Below are 20790 nucleotides of genomic sequence, written 5' to 3'. Positions count from 1 at the left end.
GCTGTTGATTAAAAAATTATATGCCTTATATAGTACTTAATTGCTTAATTTAAAGAGGTTTAAATGTATAAAAACACCAATTGTTTTCATCTAGCCATCCCGTGTGGAGACTTAGAGATCGCAAAAAAGTTTTACAGTGAAACTTTGGGATGTAGATTAGACAACTCAGCACAAGAGTGGGCAGATGTAGATTTTTGGGGCAATGAATTAACCTTACATAAAAGTGAACATAAATTAGATAATGAGAGACACGATGTAGACATGGGTAATGTTTCAGTTCCTCATTTTGGTGTTCATTTATCAAGAAAAGACTTTGATGCTCTAAAACAAAGATTAAAGGATAGTGGAACCAAGTATTACGACGAACCTTATTTGAGATTTAAAGGAACAAAATACGAGCAAGAAACTTTCTTTGTTAAAGATCCAAACGAAAATATTTTAGAAATTAAAACTTTAACTGCAAATCCAGAATAGTCTAAAACTTAAATGGAATACCTAGTATTAGGCTTCTTTACTGGGATAAGCTTAATTTTAGCTATTGGTGCCCAGAATATATTTGTAATAGAACAAGGTTTAAAAAAACAACACGTATTTATTGTTTGTTTAATATGCTCTTTATCAGATCTGATATTAATTTTTTTAGGTATTTTCCTTTTCCATTATTTTAATCAATATTTTAATTCTTTAATTGAACTAATTTTAAATTTATTTTTAATTTTATTTTTAATTCACTTTATTTATAAAAAAATAAAGTCTTATTATTCAGATTTTAATTTTAGCATTGAACCAAATAACATTTCAAAATTAAATATCATACTTAAAACTTTAGGATTTACCTATTTAAATCCACACGTTTATTCTGATACAGTTTTTTTTCTTGGAAATTTTTCAAAAAATTATTTACTAAATCAAAAAATTTTATTTGGGGTAGGTGCGTCTATAGCATCGTTTTTATTCTTTTTTATATTGGGGTATTTATCTAATTATTTATCAGAGTATGCTAAAAGTAAAAAAATTTGGAAAGTAATTAATATATTTATTATAGGTTTTATGACTGTCTTAATTTTTTTTATTATTAAGGAAATGTTGTGAGTAATATTTATGTGGAAGATGTAGGTAAGGGGTTTCCATTTGTTTTTGTTCATGGTTATTTAGGCTCATCTGAAATGTGGAGCCTTCAAAAAGAATTTTTTTCAAAATATTATCGTGTAATAATTCCAGCTCTTCCAGGCTTTGGTGAAAGTCATAATGTTAAATCTTTAGACTCTATAAATAAAATGGCCAGACAAATAATAGATTTACTAGATCAAAAAAATATTGATAAATTTAATTTAATTGGACATTCAATGGGAGGAATGATTGCTCAAGAAATTACAAAAATAATTGGTGATAGAGTTAATAAGTTAATTTGTTTTGCTACCGGATCAATTGGAGAAATACCTGGTAGATTTGAAACAATAGACAAAACAAGAGAAAAATTAAAAAAAGATGGAATTGAGGTTTCATTTTCTAGAGTTCCAAAAAAATGGTTTGTTAAAGGAGATAAAGATAAAAATTATTATTTATGTAAAAATGCAGTTAAAGGTGTTTCTTTAGTGACCGCTGATAATGCTTTATTGGCAATGAAAAACTGGAGTGGCAAAGAAGATTTAAAAAATATAAAGAACGAAACTTTGATTATATGGGGAGACAAAGATACTTCCTACAATTTTGATCAAGTAGAAATATTAAATAAAAACATAAAAAATAGTCGTTTAAAAATTTTTAAAGATTGTGCCCACAATGTTCATTTAGAACAGCCTGATCATTTTAATAATTTAATACAAGAATTTATCTCAGAATAATATTATTATTTAGTCTGTAAACTTTTTTATAAGCACCACTAAATTTTCTTGAAGAATGAAATTTCCCAGGAAAAATTATACATTTTATTTTAGATCGCTTAGCTGAATTTAGGCTTTCTTGTGTGTCTTCAATAGCCAAACAATCGTCAGCTTTAATCTTAAGTTTTTTTAGTGCTAGTAAATATATTGCAGGATTTGGTTTTAATTTTTTAACTAATTTTGAATTACCTACAAAACTAAAATCCTTTTTATTAATTGAATTCCTCAATGAATATAAGATTGCATTTATATTGTTTATAGATGTTGATGAGACAAAAGCTAATTTTATTTTTTTTTTTTTACAAAATAAAATTAAATTTTTAACACCTGGTCTTAATTTAAGCTGGTTTTTTTTAAGGTAATTATTGAATATTTTAGTTTTTAAATTTCTTAAATATGTAGAGTTTACAATTTCTTTATTCTTCTTTGCGTATCTAGATATTCTATCTTTTCCTCCAGATTTATTTAATAAACTTAAATACTCACGCTTAGTCCAATTCCATTTAAGCCCATATTGTTCGAACGCTTTATTGAATGACTTTCTTTGAATCTCTGAAGTTTCAACAATTGATCCAATGGAACCAAAAAGTAAAGCTTTGTAATATTTCAACCTTTTACAGCTCCAGCAGTTAAACCACTAATAACCTGCCTTTGAAAAAACATCACCAACATAAATAAAGGAGCTGTTGCTGAAACTACTGCAGAAACTGCCCACATTAAATTTCCTTCATGTTGATTTGTTCCTAAATAACTTTGAATTTTTGGAACCATAGTATGATTTTCTTGGTTTAAAAGTAATGCGGTTACTGTAAAATCATTGTAAGCAAGCATTAAACTAAATAATCCTGCAGTAATTACTCCTGGCCACATCACTGGCATGATAATATGTCTAAAAGCTTGAAAGTATGAACATCCATCTATCAAAGCACTTTCATCAAGTTCTTTAGGGACTGTTTTAAAAAATGAATACAGTAACCATAAAGTAAATGGTTGATTAATTGCTACTAATACAACTATAGTTGTGGGGAGAATTCCCCATATTTGTAATTGAAAAAATGGAAATAAATATCCTGATACTAGAGTGATGTGAGGCATTGCTCTAAAAATTAATGCTGCAATTAATATCCAAAATGCATATCTTTCAGTTGATCTTGAAAGAGCGTAAGCACCAAGTGTACCTAAAAATAATGAAATGCTTACAACAAATACAGTTACAATTATTGTATTTTTGGATGCTTTCCAAAACTCCCCTTCAGTCCAAGCTTGGGTATATGCATCAGTTGTAAATTTTCCACCAGTTTCAATTAAAGTATTGAAGGCAGAAATAGCATACCACCAATCTGATCTTGAAAAAAAATCAGCCCTAACTTTAAATGATCCCCAAAAAGTCCAAATGAAAGGAAAGCAAGCAATTAAAAGCCAAACAATAATAAAAATTGTATTGAAAGTTTTTAAACTTGTTGATTTTCTATCTAGACCATAATCCATAATTATCTCGCTGTTTTAAATTCTTTCCATGTTCTTATTAAAACTGGAGCTAATAAAATTGCTATACCAACAATCGTCATCATAGAGGTTGCTGCAGCAGATCCAAATAATATGACTTCCTCATTTACTAAATTATCATAGATTAACCATGATAATGATTGTGCACTTCCCTCAGCACTAAAGCCAATTATTGGCTCAAAAACCCTGAAGTTATCCATTAACGAAATCAAAGCTACAAAAGTAACTACAGGATAAATATGCGGCAACACTATATGTTTAATTCTTTGAAACCTTGATGCGCCGTCAATAATTGCAGCTTCTACTGGTTCTTGAGGAACTGTTTGAAGAGCTGCATAAAATACTACAAATGCAAAAGGTGAGTGATGCCAAATTCCATATATAATAATAGTGATCCAGGTTAATGTTTTAGACGATTTTAATGATAAATAAGGATCATTCATTAAATTTTGAATATTGGCTCCAATAATTCCTTGAGAATCTATCATCCAAAATAATACAAGAGACCCTACTAGAGGTGTAACTATCATCGGCAATATCGTACCAAAAATTAGCGGTCCCCTAATTTTTCTTGCAACTGCATTTAAACTTAAAGCAATAATAAATCCTAATAAAAGAACATTTGGTGTAACAAACAAACAATAGGTTAGGGTAAATATTAATGCCTTGTAAAATGGAAGATTGGTTACTTGATCTACGAAAGCACCAAAACTCTCAGTTTCATTCCAAAATTTTTTAATTTCATCAATAGCTAGATGATTTCTATCCACATAAGTTCCAAACCCATTAAATTTACCAAGCGGCTTAGCTTCTCTTAATTTTGTAGTTTCTTCGTTATCTACAACTATTGAAACAGTGCAACCAAAAGGGTCACACTTTTTAACTTCTTTTACTACTTGATCGTGTTGAGCATAAAAAGATTGAATTCCTGTAGAAATGATTGGTAGCCCAATAAACAGGATCATTGCTAAACCTGTTGGTAAAAAAAACCAAAAAAAAGTTTTATTAGGCATTAAATTTTGAGTAAGTGGGGAATTAATCCCCACTTAAAAGTTTTAGATTTTATAGAAAGCCTTGTTCTTTAGCTTTACTAATGTAAGCAGCCTCAACATCTTTTAATGCTTGTTCCGCAGACTCTTTTCCTTGTAAAAACTCAACAATTTCACTTCCTAATGCACCATGCATTAAACCCATTTGTGGTAACATTGGATATGGTTTTGCTCCCATTTTTACAGCTTCAATTACACCAATAGACTTTGGTCCTGGAACAAATCCTTCAACTAACCAAACAGCTTGGTCAGCTGCGTCAGCTACCATTTTCTTGTTTGATGCTGCATGCGCTAAAGCTCTAAATGTTGCTTCTGCGTCTGCATCTGATCTGTTTTTAGCAAGCGTGAAACCATCCCACCATAATGTAGCTGCTGGAATATTTCCACCACCCACTGTAGCTGGTCCAGTTAGTTTTGTTGCTTTAGTAATGTTTGGATCTCCTTCATCATCTAAAAGAGTACCTGATCTTGAAGCCCATAATGTCATTAATGCAACATTACCTGATTCCCATTCAACTTTAATAGCTTCACTATCGTGAGTTAAGTAATCAGGATTACTTAGTTCAGATAATTTTTTAAGCATGTTTAAAGTAGCAACACCTTTTGCGTTGTTAATATTCGGTTGAGCACCGCCTGCTTTAAAGAATTCGCCACCATGACCAATAAACATGTTTACAAACTCTTCTGCTAAATTCCAACCTGCTTTATATGCAGCAGCATAAGGATATTGCATTTTACCTGAAGCTCTAATTTTTTCAGATGCAGCAACTACTTCCTCGTATGTTTTTGGAACTGCTATACCAAGATCCTTCAAAACATCTTCTCTGTAGTATAAATGTTGAGTATTAGCCATAAAAGCTACAGCCATTACTTTTCCATCAATTGTAATTAATTGCGAGTCCTGAATTCCTTTTCCATATTTTTTTACAAGATTATCTAAAGGCCTAATCAAATCTTGGTTCATTAAAGGAACAATAGAACTGTTAGCAGCAATCCTAGCTGAAAACTCAGAAGGATTTGCAGTTAATGCTGGCACTGCGATTTTATTATGCTCAGATGAGTGAGTCACTTTAAAATCAGCACTTCCTTTACATTGTTTAGAAGTTTCAACGAAAGTTCTTAATGCAGGAAAATCATTAGCCAAAATATTTATTGAACCACTTTTAATGTTACAATCTGCAAAAGCAGAAGTTCCAAATAGTAGAAACAATAAAGTAACTAGTATTTTTCTCATATTCTTCTCTCTTTATTTGTTTGTTAAATTATAATTTATGTGCAAAAACTATATCTATTCATCAAAAAGATTAAAAGAGATAATTAAATCACTTTTGACGCAAGCTCTGAGCCTTTCACGAGTGCTTCGAGTTTTTTATAAACTATATTTTCGTCCACATTTCCAAAACCAGCAAAGGTACTAAATCCACAATCAGTACCAGCTAATAGTTGTTCTATATCAATCACTTTTGCATATGTTAAAATTCTATTTTTCACAACTTCAGGGTGCTCAACAAAATTTGTGGTAGAATCTATTACTCCAGGAGCAATAATTTTATCCTTTGGTAATTTTAAATTTTCAAAAGTTTGCCATTCATGAGAATGTCTAGGGTTAGATGACTCAATTAGATAAGTTTGTACATTTGCTTTTAAAGCAATTGGCATTATTTTTTCTAGTGCAATATCATGTAAATGTGGACCTTCATAATTCCCCCAACAAATATGAAGTCTAATATTTGAGCTATCTATATTACTAATCGCACTGTTGAGACATTCAATTTGTTTTTCAGCTCTTAATAAAAATTCATCTTCTGAAAAATCTTTAAATGTCATGTGTCTAGCTAATGCTAAATCAGGACAATCCAACTGAAGTTTTATTCCACTTGACGTAATTTCCTCATATTCTTCTTTCATTATATTTGCCAAGTTTTCTAAATATTCATCATCATTTTTATAAAATTTATTAGGTAAGAAAGCTGATATGACACCTGGTGATGCAGCATTCATGAATCCATTCTTGTGATTATTTTTATTTAAAGCTTCTTTAAAATTATTAATATCTTTTGTTAGAGAAGACTTGTCTTTTACTTTTAATTCATTTGTACAACAAGGTCTTGTATAAGTAGGGGTTCCACCAGTTCTAGCTATTCTTTCTTTAAAAGATGGAAAATCGTCTAAATCTTTTGGTGCTTTTCTTTCACTTTCACCAGAAAAACCATCAATTCTATCCTTAACATAAGTAGCATAACTTATTTTAGACATTTCACCATCGCTGATAAAATCTATACCTACATCGATTTGTTTTTTAACAACCTCATTCACGTCTCTGTTAACTATTTGATCAAATACATCTAAATTTATTTTTTGCTTTTGATCTTTCTTTAATAAAAGATCTGATAATTCATTTGATCTTGGTAGACTCCCAACATGAGTTGTTTTAATTTTGACCATTAATTAATTCATTAAAATTTGTTTCCAGATCGCCACTTCATCAAATAAAACCCATTCTCTTATAACATTTCCATTAGTTATTTCTGCATGATTAATACCCATTATAAAAATATTTTTATTTGTTGCTTTACCAAATTCAGAGGTATCATTTGAATGAACAGCATCTAAAAACCATCTAATTGATGCTTTATAATTTTTATTTGGTTCCTCTAAGTACCCAATGTGTTCAACAGAAAATTTTATATTACTTAAAGCTTCTTTAATTAATTTCCAGAATTTCATAATATCTTCTCTACCATGTCCAATTCTATTACCTGGCCAGTAAATACTTGCTGCTCTGGCATAATCAGAAAAATTATAATCAGTGTTAAAAATTTTATTTAGTATATTTGAATAATTAACTCCAACAGAGTTTTTTGGGACAGTAGTTGATACATACTCTGACTTCATATCGGATTTAGAATTAAATAATTTTTGTGCTTTTTCAAATCCACCTTCATTTTCAATAATTTTTTGAGCAAATTCTTTAGGAGTAAAACCTATCTGTCTAACCATAGCACCTTGATCTCTAACAATCCACTCATCGTAAACCTGATTATCTTTACATGCACAATCTGCAATTACTCTATAATAAATATTTTTTCCTGTTGGTTTACCGTAATAACCATCTCCAAGGTGAGTACCTTTACTCAAAATTCTATGAGAAGAATGATAACCAGTATCATCGTTTCCATTCCAAATAACTTCTTCACCCAACAATTGTCTGTCTGGGAATTCCTTTAATGTTTTAAATGTTGCATCAATAACTGGTTTATTTCCATAAGTAACTCCAAAAGGAGATCTTACAGGGATATCACTGGTATAAAAATCTGCTATAGAGTTAACGTCTTTTTCTTCCCAAATTTGTTTTGTAATCTTGAGAATAAAATCAGGAAAATTTTTATATTTTTTATCAAACCCTTTCATTAGATTTGAGTTACACAGTTCAATAAGCTTTCCTCATCTTCATTAATTTCAATATTTACTTTTGAATTAATAGGAATAGATATTGTATCTTTAGGATTTAGTTTTAATTCAAAATCTTCAAATTTAATTTGCCAACTTCCTTTCTGAGAGAACATTATTGAGGGCTTAGAAAATTTTAAATTTTCTAATATTCCTTTTTTTGCTTTTAAAACTGAAAAGTTAAAACCTGTATACTGATTTATAACAGGATTAAATTTTTTATCTTGAAAATCATTGCCTAATATCTGTATTAAATTAAAACTCTCATTTATTTTATTTTCATATTTAATTCTGTCAGAAAATTTACAAATAAATTTTTCAAGTTCATTTAAATTATAATTATCAAATTTTTTAATTTGTTCAGAAGAAATTGGTTCTAGTAGAGATTTATCTTTAGGAATATCATTTTTAGATAAATCAATTAGAGAATTGTCATTTAAAAGGGCCATTCCTGTCTGTTTGGCTTTTTCTAATACACTTGGTACCCACGTGATTATTCCAGGATCATCTCCACCCAATACAACAAAAATTAATCCCTCTTTATTTCCTGCATTTTCAAATCCTCTAAACATATTAGTAGGCATAGAAATTATATCTCCTGCAGTTAGAATTGTTTCATCTTTACCTTCAGCACCCCAATAGAACCTCCACTTACCAGAATAGATAATAAAAACTTCAGCAGTTGTATGACTATGTAAGCCTGAGCCATTTTTTGGTAGCGCTGAGACAGCCCCTAGATTAAAGCTATGAGGCATCGCTATTTTAACGAATTGTTTACTGTCTTCTGCAACTCCAGGCCCTACAATAGAATAATTTTTTCTTTCCTTGTGTCCTTCGAGCTTTCCCTCAACAAACGGTAAAGTACTTGGAACAAGATCCTCAAACTTTGCTAATCGATTATTCATATTTTTTTAAAGTATATTTTGTGATACTAAATTTATCTAACAAAAAATTTATGCAAATTGAACAATTTGATACAGGTCTTAAGGGTCAGGGGAAAGTAGAAAAAATAGTTATAACTCCTGAGGAAAATTATAATTATAAACAGGTTGTTAGAAAATATTTAGGCACAATAGTAAAAGAAGGTATCTCTAAGCTTGATCAAAATCTTCAAAATGCGTTCTCTAACGATGTTAATATTAATTGTTTTTATCCATTAAATGAATTTATTGGAATAGATGAATTTAAGGAAAGGTTCTGGAAACCTTTATTTAATTCATTTCCTGACATTGAAAGAAGAGAACAGCTAGTAATAAGTGGAGCCTTTAGAGACAAAATTCAAGTTGGAACAATCTCAACTTTATCAGGAGTTTTCAAAAAAACTTGGTTAGGCATCAAACCAAATATGAAAATGGTAAATCTAAAATGCTGTGAAATTCATGAACTTAAGAATAATAAAATTATTGAGAGCTATATTTTGATTGATTTAATAGATCTCTTAATCCAAATTGGATTAAATCCATTAAAGACCTCGAGAGGTTCTGAAGGTAATTGGTTGAACCCAATTAATACAGATGGTGTAAATTTTTTTGAAAAAGATATGCAAGTTTCGAAAGCTAGTTTAGAACAATCACTTATTATGCAGAGAAGTTTAAATATAAAACCTGAATTGGAAGTTTCTTCTGATAAAGATCTTAAGGAAAGATTGATTAATCATCCTCAAAATGATTATTGGCATGATAAAATGGTATGGTATGGACCAAGTGGAATTGGAACAGCGAGAAATTTAGAAGGGTTTGTTGATAATCATCAATTACCCTTTAGAAAAACATTTAAAGTAAGAAATTATTGGAAACTAGGTCACTATTGTGAATTAGGAGATGGAAAATTTTCTTTAACTGCAGGCTGGAATAGTATTCATGCTACATATGGAACTGAAGATTGGCTAGGTTATAAATCTGAAAATCAAAAAGTAACTATGAGAGTTATGGATTTTTATCATCATGATGAAGGAAAAATTCGTGAAAACTGGGTACCAATTGATATAATTCATGTACTAAAACAGATTGGAGTAGATATTTTAGAAAATATAAAAGAATAAAATGGCAAATATAAAATTTACAGGTGTACATAAATCTTTTGGTTCAAATAAAATTATTACTGATTTTAATCTCATAGGAAAAGAAGACGAATTTCTTGTTTTAGTAGGACCATCAGGATGTGGAAAATCAACATTATTAAGAATGATTGCTGGATTAGAAAAAATTGATGAAGGTGAAATTTTTATTAACGATCAAAAAATTAATGAACTTCATCCTTCGAAACGTCAAACTGCAATGGTTTTTCAATCTTACGCTCTTTATCCTCACATGAATGTTTATGAAAATATGTCGTTCGGTTTAAAAATTGAAAAAAGACCAAAAGAGGAAATTAACACAAAAGTGATGCAAGCTGCAAAAATTCTAAAAATTGAAGAACTTCTTGAGAGGAAACCAAAACAATTGTCTGGAGGTCAAAGACAAAGGGTGGCAATAGGAAGAGCTATCACAAGAAATCCAAAAATATTCTTATTCGATGAACCATTATCAAATTTGGATGCTGCTTTAAGGGCTGAAATGAGAGTGGAAATATCAAAATTACACAATCAAATAAAAACTAACATGATATATGTTACTCATGATCAGGTTGAAGCTATGACTTTAGCTGACAGAATAGTTATTTTAAATCAAGGTAATATTGAACAGGTTGGAACTCCAGAGGAAATTTATAATGACCCTGCAAATATTTTTGTAGCTCAATTTATTGGAACACCAAAGATGAATATATTAGAAGTAAGTGAACAAAACATCATCTCTGAAAATACAATTAAGATATTAGAGAACAATATTCAGTTTGATCAATTAAAATTAAATAAATCAAAACATTTTGTAGGTATCAGACCTGAACACTTAAAAGCAAATCAAGAAAATCAGTTCAGTTTTAATCCTGAGATAGAGTTAATAGAAAATTTAGGTAATGAAAAAATTGCTTATATGAAAAAGAGTGAGCATCAATTAAGTGCCAAAGTCCCAAGTAATATAGAAATTGGAAATAAAATTGGATTTGATTTGAGTGACTTATTCATTTTTGATGAAAATGGCAATAGATTAAAGTCATAGTACAACTTACAATTGACTAACTTTAAATTTTCAACATATTTGAGTAAATTTACTAGGAAAAGCATAGGATTTAGAAAAGTAGCTGAATAGTTTGCGAAACATTTTTAAATTAATTATAATTTTATTTATAAATAGGAGGGGAAATGAAGAATATAATAAGACTATTTTGCGTAATATCTTTTTTTATTTCAAGTATTGTTTACGCAGACATAAAGTTTTGGACTACAGAAGTTCAGCCTGCCCGAATGGCTAAGCAAGAGGAAATGGCAAAAGCTTTTGAAGCTAAAACAGGAATTAAAGTAGAGGTGATCCCAGTAGAAGAAAAAGATTTGGGAACTAGAGCTACAGCAGCTGCTGCAGCAGGTGATTTACCTGATGTGATCTACCATACTCTACAATATGTATTACCATGGGCTGAAGCAGGAATTTTAGATGTAGATGCTAATAACGACGTTGTAAAAGACCTAGGTAAAAATACATTTGCACCTGGTGCTCTTAACATGGCTAAAAAGGGTTCAAAGATAGCAGCTGTTCCAGTTGATGGATGGACACAAATGGTTGTTTACAGAAAAGATCTTTTTGAAAATGCAGATTTAGCACCACCAACAAGTTATGCAAACATTGTTGCTGCAGTTGAAAAATTATCAAAACAAAACGGTATGTTTGGTTTTGTTGCTGCAACAAAAACTGATGAAAATTTTATGAGTCAGGTACTAGAGCATGTTCTTTTAGCAAACGGTGTAAATATTGTTAAAAAAGGTGGCATCAAGAAACAAGGTAAAAAACTAAAAGAAGCATTAGAGTTTTATAAAGTAATTGCTAAAGCAAGTCCTCCAGGAGAATTGTACTGGAAACAATCTAGAGCACTTTACTTTGCAGGTAAAACTCCTATGATTATTTGGTCTCCATTTATTATGGATGAACTTGCTGGTTTAAGAGACTCAGCACCACCAACAATTAACAGTGATCCAACTTCACCTGAGCTAGCATCTAAAACTGGCTTCATTACAAATTTTAGTGGGCCTAGTAACAAAAAAGGTGCTGCATGGGCAGATGTTAGATACTTTGGTATAACAGCTGATGCTGATACTGATGAAGCTAAACAATTTATCATGTACTCTATGGATGAGGGTTATGCAAGTACTCTATCAATAGCTCCTGAAGGTAAGTTTCCTGTTAGAAGAGGAAATTCGAGTGACCCTGAGGCATTTACAAAAGCATGGAGTAAATTACCTGTAGGAGTTGATAGAAAAGCTCCTTTGTCAGATCTTTATGACCCAGATGTTATAAATAATATAGTAGCTGGTTTAGATACTGCAAATAGATGGGGTGTTAAAGAGGGTGAACTATCAAGAGCATCAAAAGTCATAAATTCTCAATTTATAAACAGAATCACAAGACTTTATATTGATGATCAAATTGATGTTGATGAAGCTGTTAAAATGATTAACGACTCATTAGCTAAATTCAAATAATTTAATTATAATAAAAAAGCGGATAATATTAATTATCCGCTTTTTTTATGAATGATACTTTAGCAAATACAGAAAAAAAAACTGCATACATATTAACTCTACCTGCAGTCCTTTTAGTTTTTGCAATAATTCTTTTTCCAATTTTTGCAAACATTTGGATCAGCTTCAAAGAAGTTGAATTAAAAGATATAAGAATTCCAGAACCAAGAGCAAAAAAAATTGTTAAATCTGTCTCTGAAGAACCTTCTAAAATAAAAATATTATATAAATTAAGAAATAGCTCATTACTTCAAGAAATCAGAGACGTTTCATTTAAAGATAATTTTCCGAAAAATTTTGAAATTGAAAATTTAGACTCACGATGTGAATATATAAAGTCCTCATTAAAATGTGAATTTGGCAATTGGCCAGCTAAATATAAGGAAAATTTTCAAGTAGTTTTTTCAACAAATGATGGATCAAAAATTGATAAAAAAAGCTTGAAATCTATTAAACCAAAACTAGATGGGAAATCGGATAATATTTTACTTAATACCAACTTTACTCTTAAAAACTTTAAAAAAGTTTTGTTTGAGAATGAATTTGTAGATTTACTACTTACGACTTTTTATTATACATTTTTTGGAACTGTTGGCTCTATTGTATTTGGTATTTTAACTGCTCAAATGGTTAACCAAAAATTTTATGGAAGAACCTTTATGAGAAGTGTTTTACTTTTCCCATACGTTGCTCCAGTTGTTGCTTTGGCTTACACTTGGGAACTACTATTGGACCCAAACAGTGGGACACTTAATAGTTTGTTGTTGAATTATCAAATTATTGAAACTCCAATAAATTTACTTGGACAAAAATATATTCAAATTGGTATTTTTGGTTTTGATTTTAAATTAAGATTAGCACTTACAACAGTTATAATGTTTGAAATTTGGAGGTATTTCCCTTTAGCCTTTTTATTTATTCTTGCAAGACTTCAAGCAATACCAAAAGAATTATATGAAGCAGCTGATGTTGATGGTGCTAGTCCTTTTCAAAAGTTTTTCAAAATTACACTTCCTCAAATTACTGCAGTAATTTCAATTCTTTTTATGATTAGATTTATATGGAATTTTAATAAATTTGAGGATGTATTTTTATTAACTGGAGGAGCATCTGGAACAAGAACTTTACCAATAAATGTTTATCAACAAGGTTTCGCAATATCAGATATTGGAATGGGCTCGGCTGTTTCAATAGTAATTGTTGTATTGCTTTTAATGTTTATGTTTTTTTATTTCAGACTTTTAGGAAAGAGGGTAGATGAGAATTAAGAACACAATTATATACTCGTTAATTTCTACTTTTTTCTTAATTTTTTTAATTTCAATCTGGAAAATATTAGCTACGTTACAGGGTCTAAGCATCAAAAGTTTAAACATAGAAGTACTTTTCATTTTAGGATTTTTAATATCATTAGCTCACCTTGGAATAGCTAATAGAATTAAACCAATATTTAAATCAATAATTTTTTCAACTGTATTTGTTTTTTGTGATGGTTATTTAATTCAAAAATTACCTATTTGGTATAATGTGGGAGTATTTTTAATATTATATTTCTTTAGTTATAAAATTGGCAAATATAGTTTTATAGGTTTAAAAGAAGAGCACTCAACTCAAGTAATTTTATTCGACTTTTTAACTTTATTTGGAATTTTATTTTTTTCATTTGTAATATTATTTCCATTTTACATGATGTTAGTAACAAGTTTTAAGACACAGATTGCATTGTTGGTAAATCCTTTAGATTTCAGTATTAACTTTGGGCAAGATATTAAAGATTTATTTAAATCCTACTTTGTTATTTTTAAATCTTATAAATTTGGTAAGTATATTTTGACTAGTACAATTGTTTCTGTGGGTACAGTTATTATAACCCTTCTTTTTGCAATTCCTGCAGCTTACGCAGTTGCAAGATTGAATTTCTTTGGAAAAACATTTTTGTCTACATCCATACTTATAATATATATGTTTCCAGCAATTGTGCTTGTAATTCCACTTTACACAATTTTTAGTCAATTAGGTTTAAGAAATTCAATAGAGGGTTTATTGATAGTTTATACAGCAACAACTCTTCCTGTAGCAATTTACATGTTGCAAGGGTATTTTAAAAGCATACCTAAAGAATTAGAGGAAGCAGCAATACTAGATAAATTAAGTTGGTTCGGAATTATTACAAAAATTATAATTCCTTTAAGTATCCCAGCTATTTCTTCTGTGGCACTATATGTATTTATGATAGCATGGAATGAGTTTCTATTTTCTTTGATGTTTTTGGATAATCCAAATTCATTTACATTATCAAGAGCAATTCAATATTTAAGTGGAGATGCCGAAACACCTAGACAATATTTAATGGCAGGATCAGTTGTTGTTACATTACCTGTATTATTTATATTTGTTTATTTCGAAAAGTATCTAGTAAGCGGTCTAACAGCAGGTAGTGTAAAGGGTTAATGAAAATTTCAATTAATAAAGCCAAAAAAACTTTACTTGCTAACAGAAGAAGAGGTTACACTTTACCAACTAATAATAAACTTTACCCAGCTCAATGGAATTGGGACTCCGGTTTTATAGCATTAGGATATTCTTATTTTAACTTAAATTTCGCATTAAAAGAAATTAACACATTACTCGATGGGCAATGGAAGAATGGAATGGTTCCACACATTTTATTTCATAATACAAAAACAAACTATTATCCAAATTATACTGCATGGAATTGTGGTAATAAAATTCATTCTTCTGGAATAACTCAGCCACCAATATTAGCAACAATTATAAAGGAAATTTTAGATAAAAATAAAATTACCAAATCGCAACTTTTAAATATAAAAAAAATAATTAAAAAAATTAAAAAATTTCATGAATGGTTAATTCAATTTAGAGATCCAAAAAAAACCGGTTTAGTATCAATTTTACATCCTTGGGAGAGTGGATACGATAATTCTCCAATATGGGATGAACCAATGAAAAAAATAAAAATTGAAAAAAATATAAAATACAAAAGAGCTGATAATAAGGTTGTAAATCCAGATTATAGACCACTTCAAATTGATTACGACAGGTATGTCACAATCAAAAATAACTTAAGAAAAATTAGATACAATCCAAAAAAAGTTTATAAATCGTCTTTTTTTAATGTAGTAGATGTTGGTTTTAATTCTATCTTTTTAAAAGCAAATAAAGATCTATTAAAGTTGCTAGAAAAGTTTGACTTAAAACAAACAAAAATTAGCAATTATATAAAATTAACAGAAAAAAATTTTTTTAAATTATACGATAAAAAAAAAGAAACTTTTTTTTCAAAAGATATAAGAAATAATAGAAAAATATTCATTCCTTCGATAACTAATTATTTTATACTATTTGCTGATTTGAATAATGATAAAATAAATAAAAAACTTATTAAAAATCTTAAAAAACATAATACTAAAGATAAATATTTCTTTTCATCTATAAAACCAAATCACAAAAGCTTTGAGGAAAAAAGATACTGGCGAGGACCTGTTTGGATTAATTGCAATTGGTTTCTTTACAAAGGATTAAAAAACAAAGATAAATATTTTTCTAATCTTATAAAAAAGAGAACTATTCAATTATTAGAAAAAAAAGGTTTTTTTGAATATTTTAGCTGTAAGAGTGGTAAACCGATGGGTGCAAAAAATTTTTCGTGGTCAGCAGCTCTTTATCTAGATTTAAGGTTAAATAAAAATTAATCTTTTATTTTTTCCCATTCGGCCATTCCACCTGAAATATTTTTAACATTTTTTACTCCCATATCTTTCATTGTTTTAGTAGCAAGAGTACCTTGACCGCCAACACCACAAAAAACTACAAATTCTTTATCTGGATTATTTTTAAAAATATCATTTTCTAGAGGACTTCCTTCTGCTAAATAAAATTCCAGTAATCCTCTATCCATATGAATGGCATTTCCTATTGTGCCCTTAGAAAAGCTTTCTTTATCTCTTACGTCAATAAATTGGACATTAGAGTCATTTAATTTTTGTTTTGCTTCTTCTGCAGAAATATTTTCTATCTCACTTCCAACACTCATTAACTCATCAAATTTTTTCATATAAAATCCTTTAATAATTAGTTTGAAAAGCCGTATTTTCTTAATCTAACATCACCTGTTCGAGCATGAGCTTCCATGCCTTCGTATCTAGAAATTCTAGCACAAGCTGCTCCCACTTCTTTCGTTGCTTCTTTACTCATTCTTTGGAAGCTAAGTGTTTTGATAAATTTTCCAACAAATAAACCGCCTGTATATTTTCCAGCACCTTTTGTTGGTAAAATATGATTTGTACCTGAGCATTTATCACCATAAGCTACTGTTGTTTCTTCTCCAATAAATAAAGAGCCATAATTTTTAAGTCTATCATGATACCATTGTAAATTTTTTGTCTGAACTTCTAAATGCTCTGGCGCATAATCATCACTTACCTTTGCAATTTCCTCATCAGTATCGCATAATATTACTTCTCCATAATCTCTCCATGCTGCACCAGAATTTTCTCTAGGTAAATCTGGAAGATCTTCGATCAATTCAGGAACCCTTTGCAATACATAATCAGCAATTTTTTTGCTTTTTGTAAATAACCATGCAGGAGAATTGTAACCATGCTCAGCTTGTCCAACAAGATCGTAGGCAACCATTTCAGGATCAGCTGTCTCATCTGCAATTACTGCAATTTCTGTTGGTCCTGCAAATAAATCGATACCAACTTTACCAAATAAAAGTCTTTTTGCTTCAGCAACAAATTGATTTCCTGGTCCAACTAAAATATCTGCGGGTGCATTTCCAAATAATCCGTTAGTCATTGCTGCAATAGCTTGAACACCACCTAAATTCATAATTACATCAGCGCCACATAAATCTGCCGTATAAACAATTGATGGATGCACACCAACACCAGGTTTAGGTGAGCTACAGACTATTATATTTTTAACTCCTGCTACTTTGGCTGTTGTAACGCTCATAACTGCAGATGCTATATGAGCATACCTACCAGCTGGGACATAACAACCAGCAGTATTTACCGGAATTAATTTTTGACCTGCAAACAGACCATCGGATAATTCAACTTCAAAATCTTGACCGTAATTTTTTAATTGTGCTTCAGCAAATTTCCTCACTCTTTCATGGGAAAATTGAATATCATCTTTAGTTTTTTGATCTAAGTTTTTTTTAATCTCCTCAATTTTTTCTTTAGAAATAATTACATCACCTTCATATTTGTCAAATTTTTTTGAAAGTTCTTTACATCCCTCTTCTTTGGTTTTTTCAATATCTTTTAAAATATTTTCAACTATTTCTCGCGTCTTAGTATCATCTGTAGAGGAAGTTTTAGGTGATCTTTTTAGATATGTTATAGCCATTTTTCTCCTTTAAAATTAAGTTTATTTAAATGAAATTTTTTTAAATTTCAATGAAACATTTAGTCTAAAGCAACCACAGCAGCAGCAATCGATGCTAGTCTTGCTTGTGCTTCATCTGATCTACTTGTTATTACCACAGGCACTTTCCCTCCAACAACTACTCCTGCGGCACATGCACCACTGAAATAAATAAGCATTTTTACCAATGCATTTCCAGTCTCAACACTTGGTACCAACAATACATCTGCTTCTCCAGCAACTAAGTTTTTAATTCCTTTAATCGCTGCTGACTTTTTTGAAATACTATTATCAAATGCCAATGGACCAAAAACATCAGCATTTAAATTTTCTTTTTCAGCTAATTTAGTAATTTCTGCAGCTTCAATCGAACTTGGTACACTTTCTAAAACTTCTTCAGTTGCAGACAATACAGATATTTTGGGTCTTTCTATTCCTATTCTATTTGAAAAATTAATAACATTTTTTAAAATATGCATTTTTGTTTTCAAATTTGGCAAAACATTTAATGCTCCATCTGTAATAATTAATGGTTTGTCGTCTTTATCAAGGGTCATATGCCAAATATGACTGAGCCTTGTTTTACCTAGCAAATTATATTCACGTTTTAAAACTTCTTTCATTAAAACATCTGTATGAATATGTCCTTTAACTATTATTTGCACCTTACCTTCACTTGCTAATTTAGCTGAAATTTTAGCAGTTTCATTTTCTACAGGCTCATGGATAAGTTCATATTTAGAAATATCCCATTTTATATCTTCAGCACATTTTTGTATTTCAACTTCATGACCTATAAATATTGGCTCAATTAAACCTTCATTAACTGCGTCTTGAACTGATAACATGGGCAAAGGTTTACCAGCATTCACAACTGCAACTTTAACTCCCTTTTTTTTATGGGCTAAATCTAACAAGTTATTTGGGCAGATTATTTCTTTGTTTGAAAGCATTTTCCTTAAATAAGTCAAAAAACTCAACATGTATATAGAAAAAAATCGTGTAAACAAATTATGTAAAAAGTTATAATCTAGATATTAAGAGGGCAACACTTTGGAGATTGTAACAAAAATAGCGCCAATTATTTTGGCTTTGATAATGTTGGGCTTAGGCCTTGGATTAAAACTAGAAGATTTTGGAAGAGTATTAAAAACACCAAAAGATTTTATTGTTGGTTTTATTTCTCAATTAATAATTCTTCCAATTGTAGCATACGTATTAATTTTAATTTTTAGGGCACCTCCAGAAATAGCAATAGGGGTTATGATTATAGCTGCTGCTCCAGGAGGTGTTACATCTAATATTATGACAAAATTTGCTGATGGAGATGTTGCATTATCAATATCTTTAACTGCTATAATTAGTTTATTAAGTATAATTACAGTTCCGTTGATAATTTTTACATCTGCAGGTTTACTTGGAATAACAGAAATTTCACAAAATATTTCAATGACAGGAATAGCACTAAAAATGTTTTTAGTTGTAACGGTTCCTGTAATTTTAGGAATGATTATCAGAAAAGTTGCTGAAAATTTCATAGGATCTAAAGTTGGAATTTTTAATAAACTTAATATTGTGTTATTTGTAATTTTTTTCTTTGCAGCATTTTACGAAGAAAAAGAAAATTTAATTAGCTTTATAATGCAAGCTGGTTTAATAACTTTAATATTAAATGTATCGATGATGGTTATTGCTTACTACATTGCAAAAGCTTTTACTTCTGGAATTAAACAAATGAGGTGTATAGCATTAGAATGTGGACTACAAAATGGTACTTTAGCTATATTCGTTTCTACACAAATATTTGGTACCGATATATTGTACGCAATACCAACTGCTGCATATGCATTAATCATGTACATCACAGGATTTATTTTTATTTTTATTTTAAGAAAATCTAATTAAGAATTTATAATTCTTATTTGATTAAAAACTTTATAAATAAAATGACTTAAGCTAATCATATTTTTATTCACCATTCCCTTAGTCGTTATAAAGGCACTATCTTTAGCATTGAATGTAATCAATTTTTTTTCATTTATATGAAGATATTTTTTATCAATTAAATTTTTTAATTTTCTAACAACAGTAGGTCTTGGAATACCTGTTATCTCAGAAATTGACATAGCATTTACACCTCTACTATCAGAACCCATAACTTCTTTATGGAATGAACGCATATTTTTTTTTGGAGTAAAATCTTTATTTTTGACTGCGTTAATTACTACAACCATACCAATACCTAAGGTTTCTAAATCTTTAAGCTCATTTCTCCATCTATTAATATAAATAAACCAAAATTTATTAAACTGATACAAGCAATAAGAAAAATTTTCTTTTATTGCTAATATTATTTCTTTAACAGAATAAACTTTATTTACTAATTTTTCCTTTTTTAAAATTTTATTAAATTCATGTAAGATATTTACAACCTCTGTAAGAGTGTCGACTGCTTTAGCTGAGTACAGGGTATCTCTAACAATATAAATTTTCTTACCAACTCTTTTAATTACTTTTTGTTTTTCTAATTCTAAAACTTTTCGTCTAATGCTTTCTTTCGGAATTCCTAAATCTTTTGAGATATCTGAAATATTAATTTTATCAATCTCAATTGATTTTTTTTCGTAAAACGTTTCGTAGTTAATTTTTAAGCCATTTTGCCTGAAATATATAAGATCTTGATGAATCAAATATATAATTATGACGAACTTATCTATGTCTTTCCAATGATCATAGGCTCTGACGAACCAGTTACTTGTTAAAGTAAAATAAAAGGGTGCTAGTGCGGCAAAGTTATCTTCAATTACTTTATTAATAATTTTCTCATTAATGTGGTCGGATATACTAGGTAAAGTGCTCATGATTTTTAAAAAAACCCAATATGAACAATATC

Annotated in this window: 21 protein-coding genes; 10 read left to right on the top strand and 11 right to left on the bottom strand. The window is 29.5% G+C overall.

Annotation, left to right across the window (positions count from 1 at the left end; all coding sequences use genetic code 11):
- The first annotated feature begins 63 nt into the window (after positions 1-63).
- The 3 genes from ACTT9L_RS03275 to ACTT9L_RS03265 are packed head-to-tail and all read left to right on the top strand — an operon-like array spanning position 64 to position 1844.
- A complete protein-coding gene (locus ACTT9L_RS03275) occupies positions 64-474 on the top strand; it encodes a VOC family protein (RefSeq protein WP_271560141.1) in 411 nt (136 codons plus the stop codon).
- A 12-nt stretch (positions 475-486) separates the two neighbouring features.
- Entirely contained in the window at positions 487-1092 is a 606-nt protein-coding gene (locus ACTT9L_RS03270; protein ID WP_440927918.1) for a LysE/ArgO family amino acid transporter, read from the top strand.
- Positions 1089-1844, top strand: a complete 756-nt coding sequence (locus ACTT9L_RS03265; RefSeq protein ID WP_440927917.1) for an alpha/beta fold hydrolase — start codon at positions 1089-1091, stop codon at positions 1842-1844. The genes ACTT9L_RS03270 and ACTT9L_RS03265 overlap by 4 nt, the downstream gene beginning before the upstream one ends.
- On the opposite strand, the gene ACTT9L_RS03260 is transcribed toward ACTT9L_RS03265, so the two are convergent.
- The 7 genes from ACTT9L_RS03260 to ACTT9L_RS03230 all read right to left on the bottom strand — a co-directional run bounded on the left by ACTT9L_RS03260 (position 1831) and on the right by ACTT9L_RS03230 (position 8793).
- Positions 1831-2493: an HAD-IA family hydrolase gene (locus ACTT9L_RS03260; protein WP_440927916.1), complete on the bottom strand. Its 663-nt coding sequence runs from the start codon at positions 2491-2493 to the stop codon at positions 1831-1833. The two genes, ACTT9L_RS03265 and ACTT9L_RS03260, sit on opposite strands and share 14 nt — an antisense overlap.
- Positions 2490-3371, bottom strand: a complete 882-nt coding sequence (locus tag ACTT9L_RS03255; RefSeq protein WP_440925110.1) for a carbohydrate ABC transporter permease — start codon at positions 3369-3371, stop codon at positions 2490-2492. The genes ACTT9L_RS03260 and ACTT9L_RS03255 overlap by 4 nt, the downstream gene beginning before the upstream one ends.
- Before the next feature lie 2 nt (positions 3372-3373).
- Complete coding sequence (locus tag ACTT9L_RS03250) at positions 3374-4402, bottom strand: carbohydrate ABC transporter permease (protein ID WP_440925111.1); 1029 nt, start codon at positions 4400-4402, stop codon at positions 3374-3376.
- 49 nt (positions 4403-4451) lie between these two features.
- A complete protein-coding gene (locus ACTT9L_RS03245) occupies positions 4452-5672 on the bottom strand; it encodes an ABC transporter substrate-binding protein (RefSeq protein ID WP_440927915.1) in 1221 nt (406 codons plus the stop codon).
- A gap of 83 nt (positions 5673-5755) precedes the next feature.
- Positions 5756-6883, bottom strand: coding sequence for a cobalamin-independent methionine synthase II family protein (locus ACTT9L_RS03240; RefSeq protein WP_440927914.1), 1128 nt, complete (start codon positions 6881-6883; stop codon positions 5756-5758).
- 3 nt (positions 6884-6886) lie between these two features.
- Positions 6887-7849, bottom strand: coding sequence for an ester cyclase (locus tag ACTT9L_RS03235; protein ID WP_440927913.1), 963 nt, complete (start codon positions 7847-7849; stop codon positions 6887-6889).
- Positions 7849-8793 carry a cupin domain-containing protein gene (locus ACTT9L_RS03230; RefSeq protein ID WP_440927912.1) on the bottom strand — a complete coding sequence of 315 codons (945 nt, stop codon included), beginning with the start codon at positions 8791-8793 and terminating at the stop codon, positions 7849-7851. Before ACTT9L_RS03230 ends, ACTT9L_RS03235 begins: the two co-directional genes overlap by 1 nt.
- A gap of 20 nt (positions 8794-8813) precedes the next feature.
- Here ACTT9L_RS03230 and ACTT9L_RS03225 point away from each other — a divergent pair, with 20 nt between their 5' ends.
- The 6 genes from ACTT9L_RS03225 (at position 8814) to ACTT9L_RS03200 (ending at position 16213) form a co-directional block, all read left to right on the top strand.
- Positions 8814-9929, top strand: coding sequence for an ester cyclase (locus tag ACTT9L_RS03225; RefSeq protein ID WP_440927911.1), 1116 nt, complete (start codon positions 8814-8816; stop codon positions 9927-9929).
- Between the two features lies 1 nt (position 9930).
- Complete coding sequence (locus tag ACTT9L_RS03220) at positions 9931-10986, top strand: ABC transporter ATP-binding protein (RefSeq protein ID WP_440927910.1); 1056 nt, start codon at positions 9931-9933, stop codon at positions 10984-10986.
- Between the two features lie 143 nt (positions 10987-11129).
- A complete protein-coding gene (locus ACTT9L_RS03215; protein ID WP_440927909.1) occupies positions 11130-12461 on the top strand; it encodes an ABC transporter substrate-binding protein in 1332 nt (443 codons plus the stop codon).
- A gap of 47 nt (positions 12462-12508) precedes the next feature.
- Positions 12509-13768 carry a carbohydrate ABC transporter permease gene (locus ACTT9L_RS03210; protein WP_440927908.1) on the top strand — a complete coding sequence of 420 codons (1260 nt, stop codon included), beginning with the start codon at positions 12509-12511 and terminating at the stop codon, positions 13766-13768.
- Entirely contained in the window at positions 13758-14951 is a 1194-nt protein-coding gene (locus ACTT9L_RS03205; RefSeq protein ID WP_440927907.1) for a carbohydrate ABC transporter permease, read from the top strand. The genes ACTT9L_RS03210 and ACTT9L_RS03205 overlap by 11 nt, the downstream gene beginning before the upstream one ends.
- The gene (locus ACTT9L_RS03200; RefSeq protein ID WP_440927906.1) at positions 14951-16213 is read left to right on the top strand and encodes an MGH1-like glycoside hydrolase domain-containing protein; all 1263 of its coding nucleotides are present in this window, start codon (positions 14951-14953) and stop codon (positions 16211-16213) included. Before ACTT9L_RS03205 ends, ACTT9L_RS03200 begins: the two co-directional genes overlap by 1 nt.
- On the opposite strand, the gene ACTT9L_RS03195 is transcribed toward ACTT9L_RS03200, so the two are convergent.
- Genes ACTT9L_RS03195 through ACTT9L_RS03185 form a run of 3 tightly spaced genes read right to left on the bottom strand, consistent with a single transcriptional unit; the run spans position 16210 to position 18850 of the window.
- A complete protein-coding gene (locus tag ACTT9L_RS03195; RefSeq protein ID WP_440927905.1) occupies positions 16210-16575 on the bottom strand; it encodes a rhodanese-like domain-containing protein in 366 nt (121 codons plus the stop codon). The genes ACTT9L_RS03200 and ACTT9L_RS03195 overlap by 4 nt on opposite strands.
- A 17-nt stretch (positions 16576-16592) precedes the next feature.
- Positions 16593-17879, bottom strand: coding sequence for a histidinol dehydrogenase (hisD, locus tag ACTT9L_RS03190; protein WP_440927904.1), 1287 nt, complete (start codon positions 17877-17879; stop codon positions 16593-16595).
- 59 nt (positions 17880-17938) lie between these two features.
- On the bottom strand, positions 17939-18850 hold the full coding sequence (locus ACTT9L_RS03185; protein ID WP_440927903.1) for a bifunctional enoyl-CoA hydratase/phosphate acetyltransferase: 912 nt from the start codon (positions 18848-18850) through the stop codon (positions 17939-17941).
- A gap of 100 nt (positions 18851-18950) precedes the next feature.
- Between ACTT9L_RS03185 and ACTT9L_RS03180 the strand changes: the two genes are divergently transcribed.
- Positions 18951-19802: a bile acid:sodium symporter family protein gene (locus ACTT9L_RS03180; RefSeq protein WP_440927902.1), complete on the top strand. Its 852-nt coding sequence runs from the start codon at positions 18951-18953 to the stop codon at positions 19800-19802.
- Here the strand turns inward: ACTT9L_RS03180 and ACTT9L_RS03175 are convergent.
- The gene (locus ACTT9L_RS03175) at positions 19799-20758 is read right to left on the bottom strand and encodes a MarR family transcriptional regulator (protein WP_440927901.1); all 960 of its coding nucleotides are present in this window, start codon (positions 20756-20758) and stop codon (positions 19799-19801) included. The two genes, ACTT9L_RS03180 and ACTT9L_RS03175, sit on opposite strands and share 4 nt — an antisense overlap.
- Positions 20759-20790 lie beyond the last annotated feature (32 nt).

Source organism: Candidatus Pelagibacter sp. (genome assembly GCF_052049675.1).
Classification (GTDB): Bacteria; Pseudomonadota; Alphaproteobacteria; order Pelagibacterales; family Pelagibacteraceae; genus Pelagibacter.
This window is presented reverse-complemented; position numbering and strand designations above follow the sequence as displayed.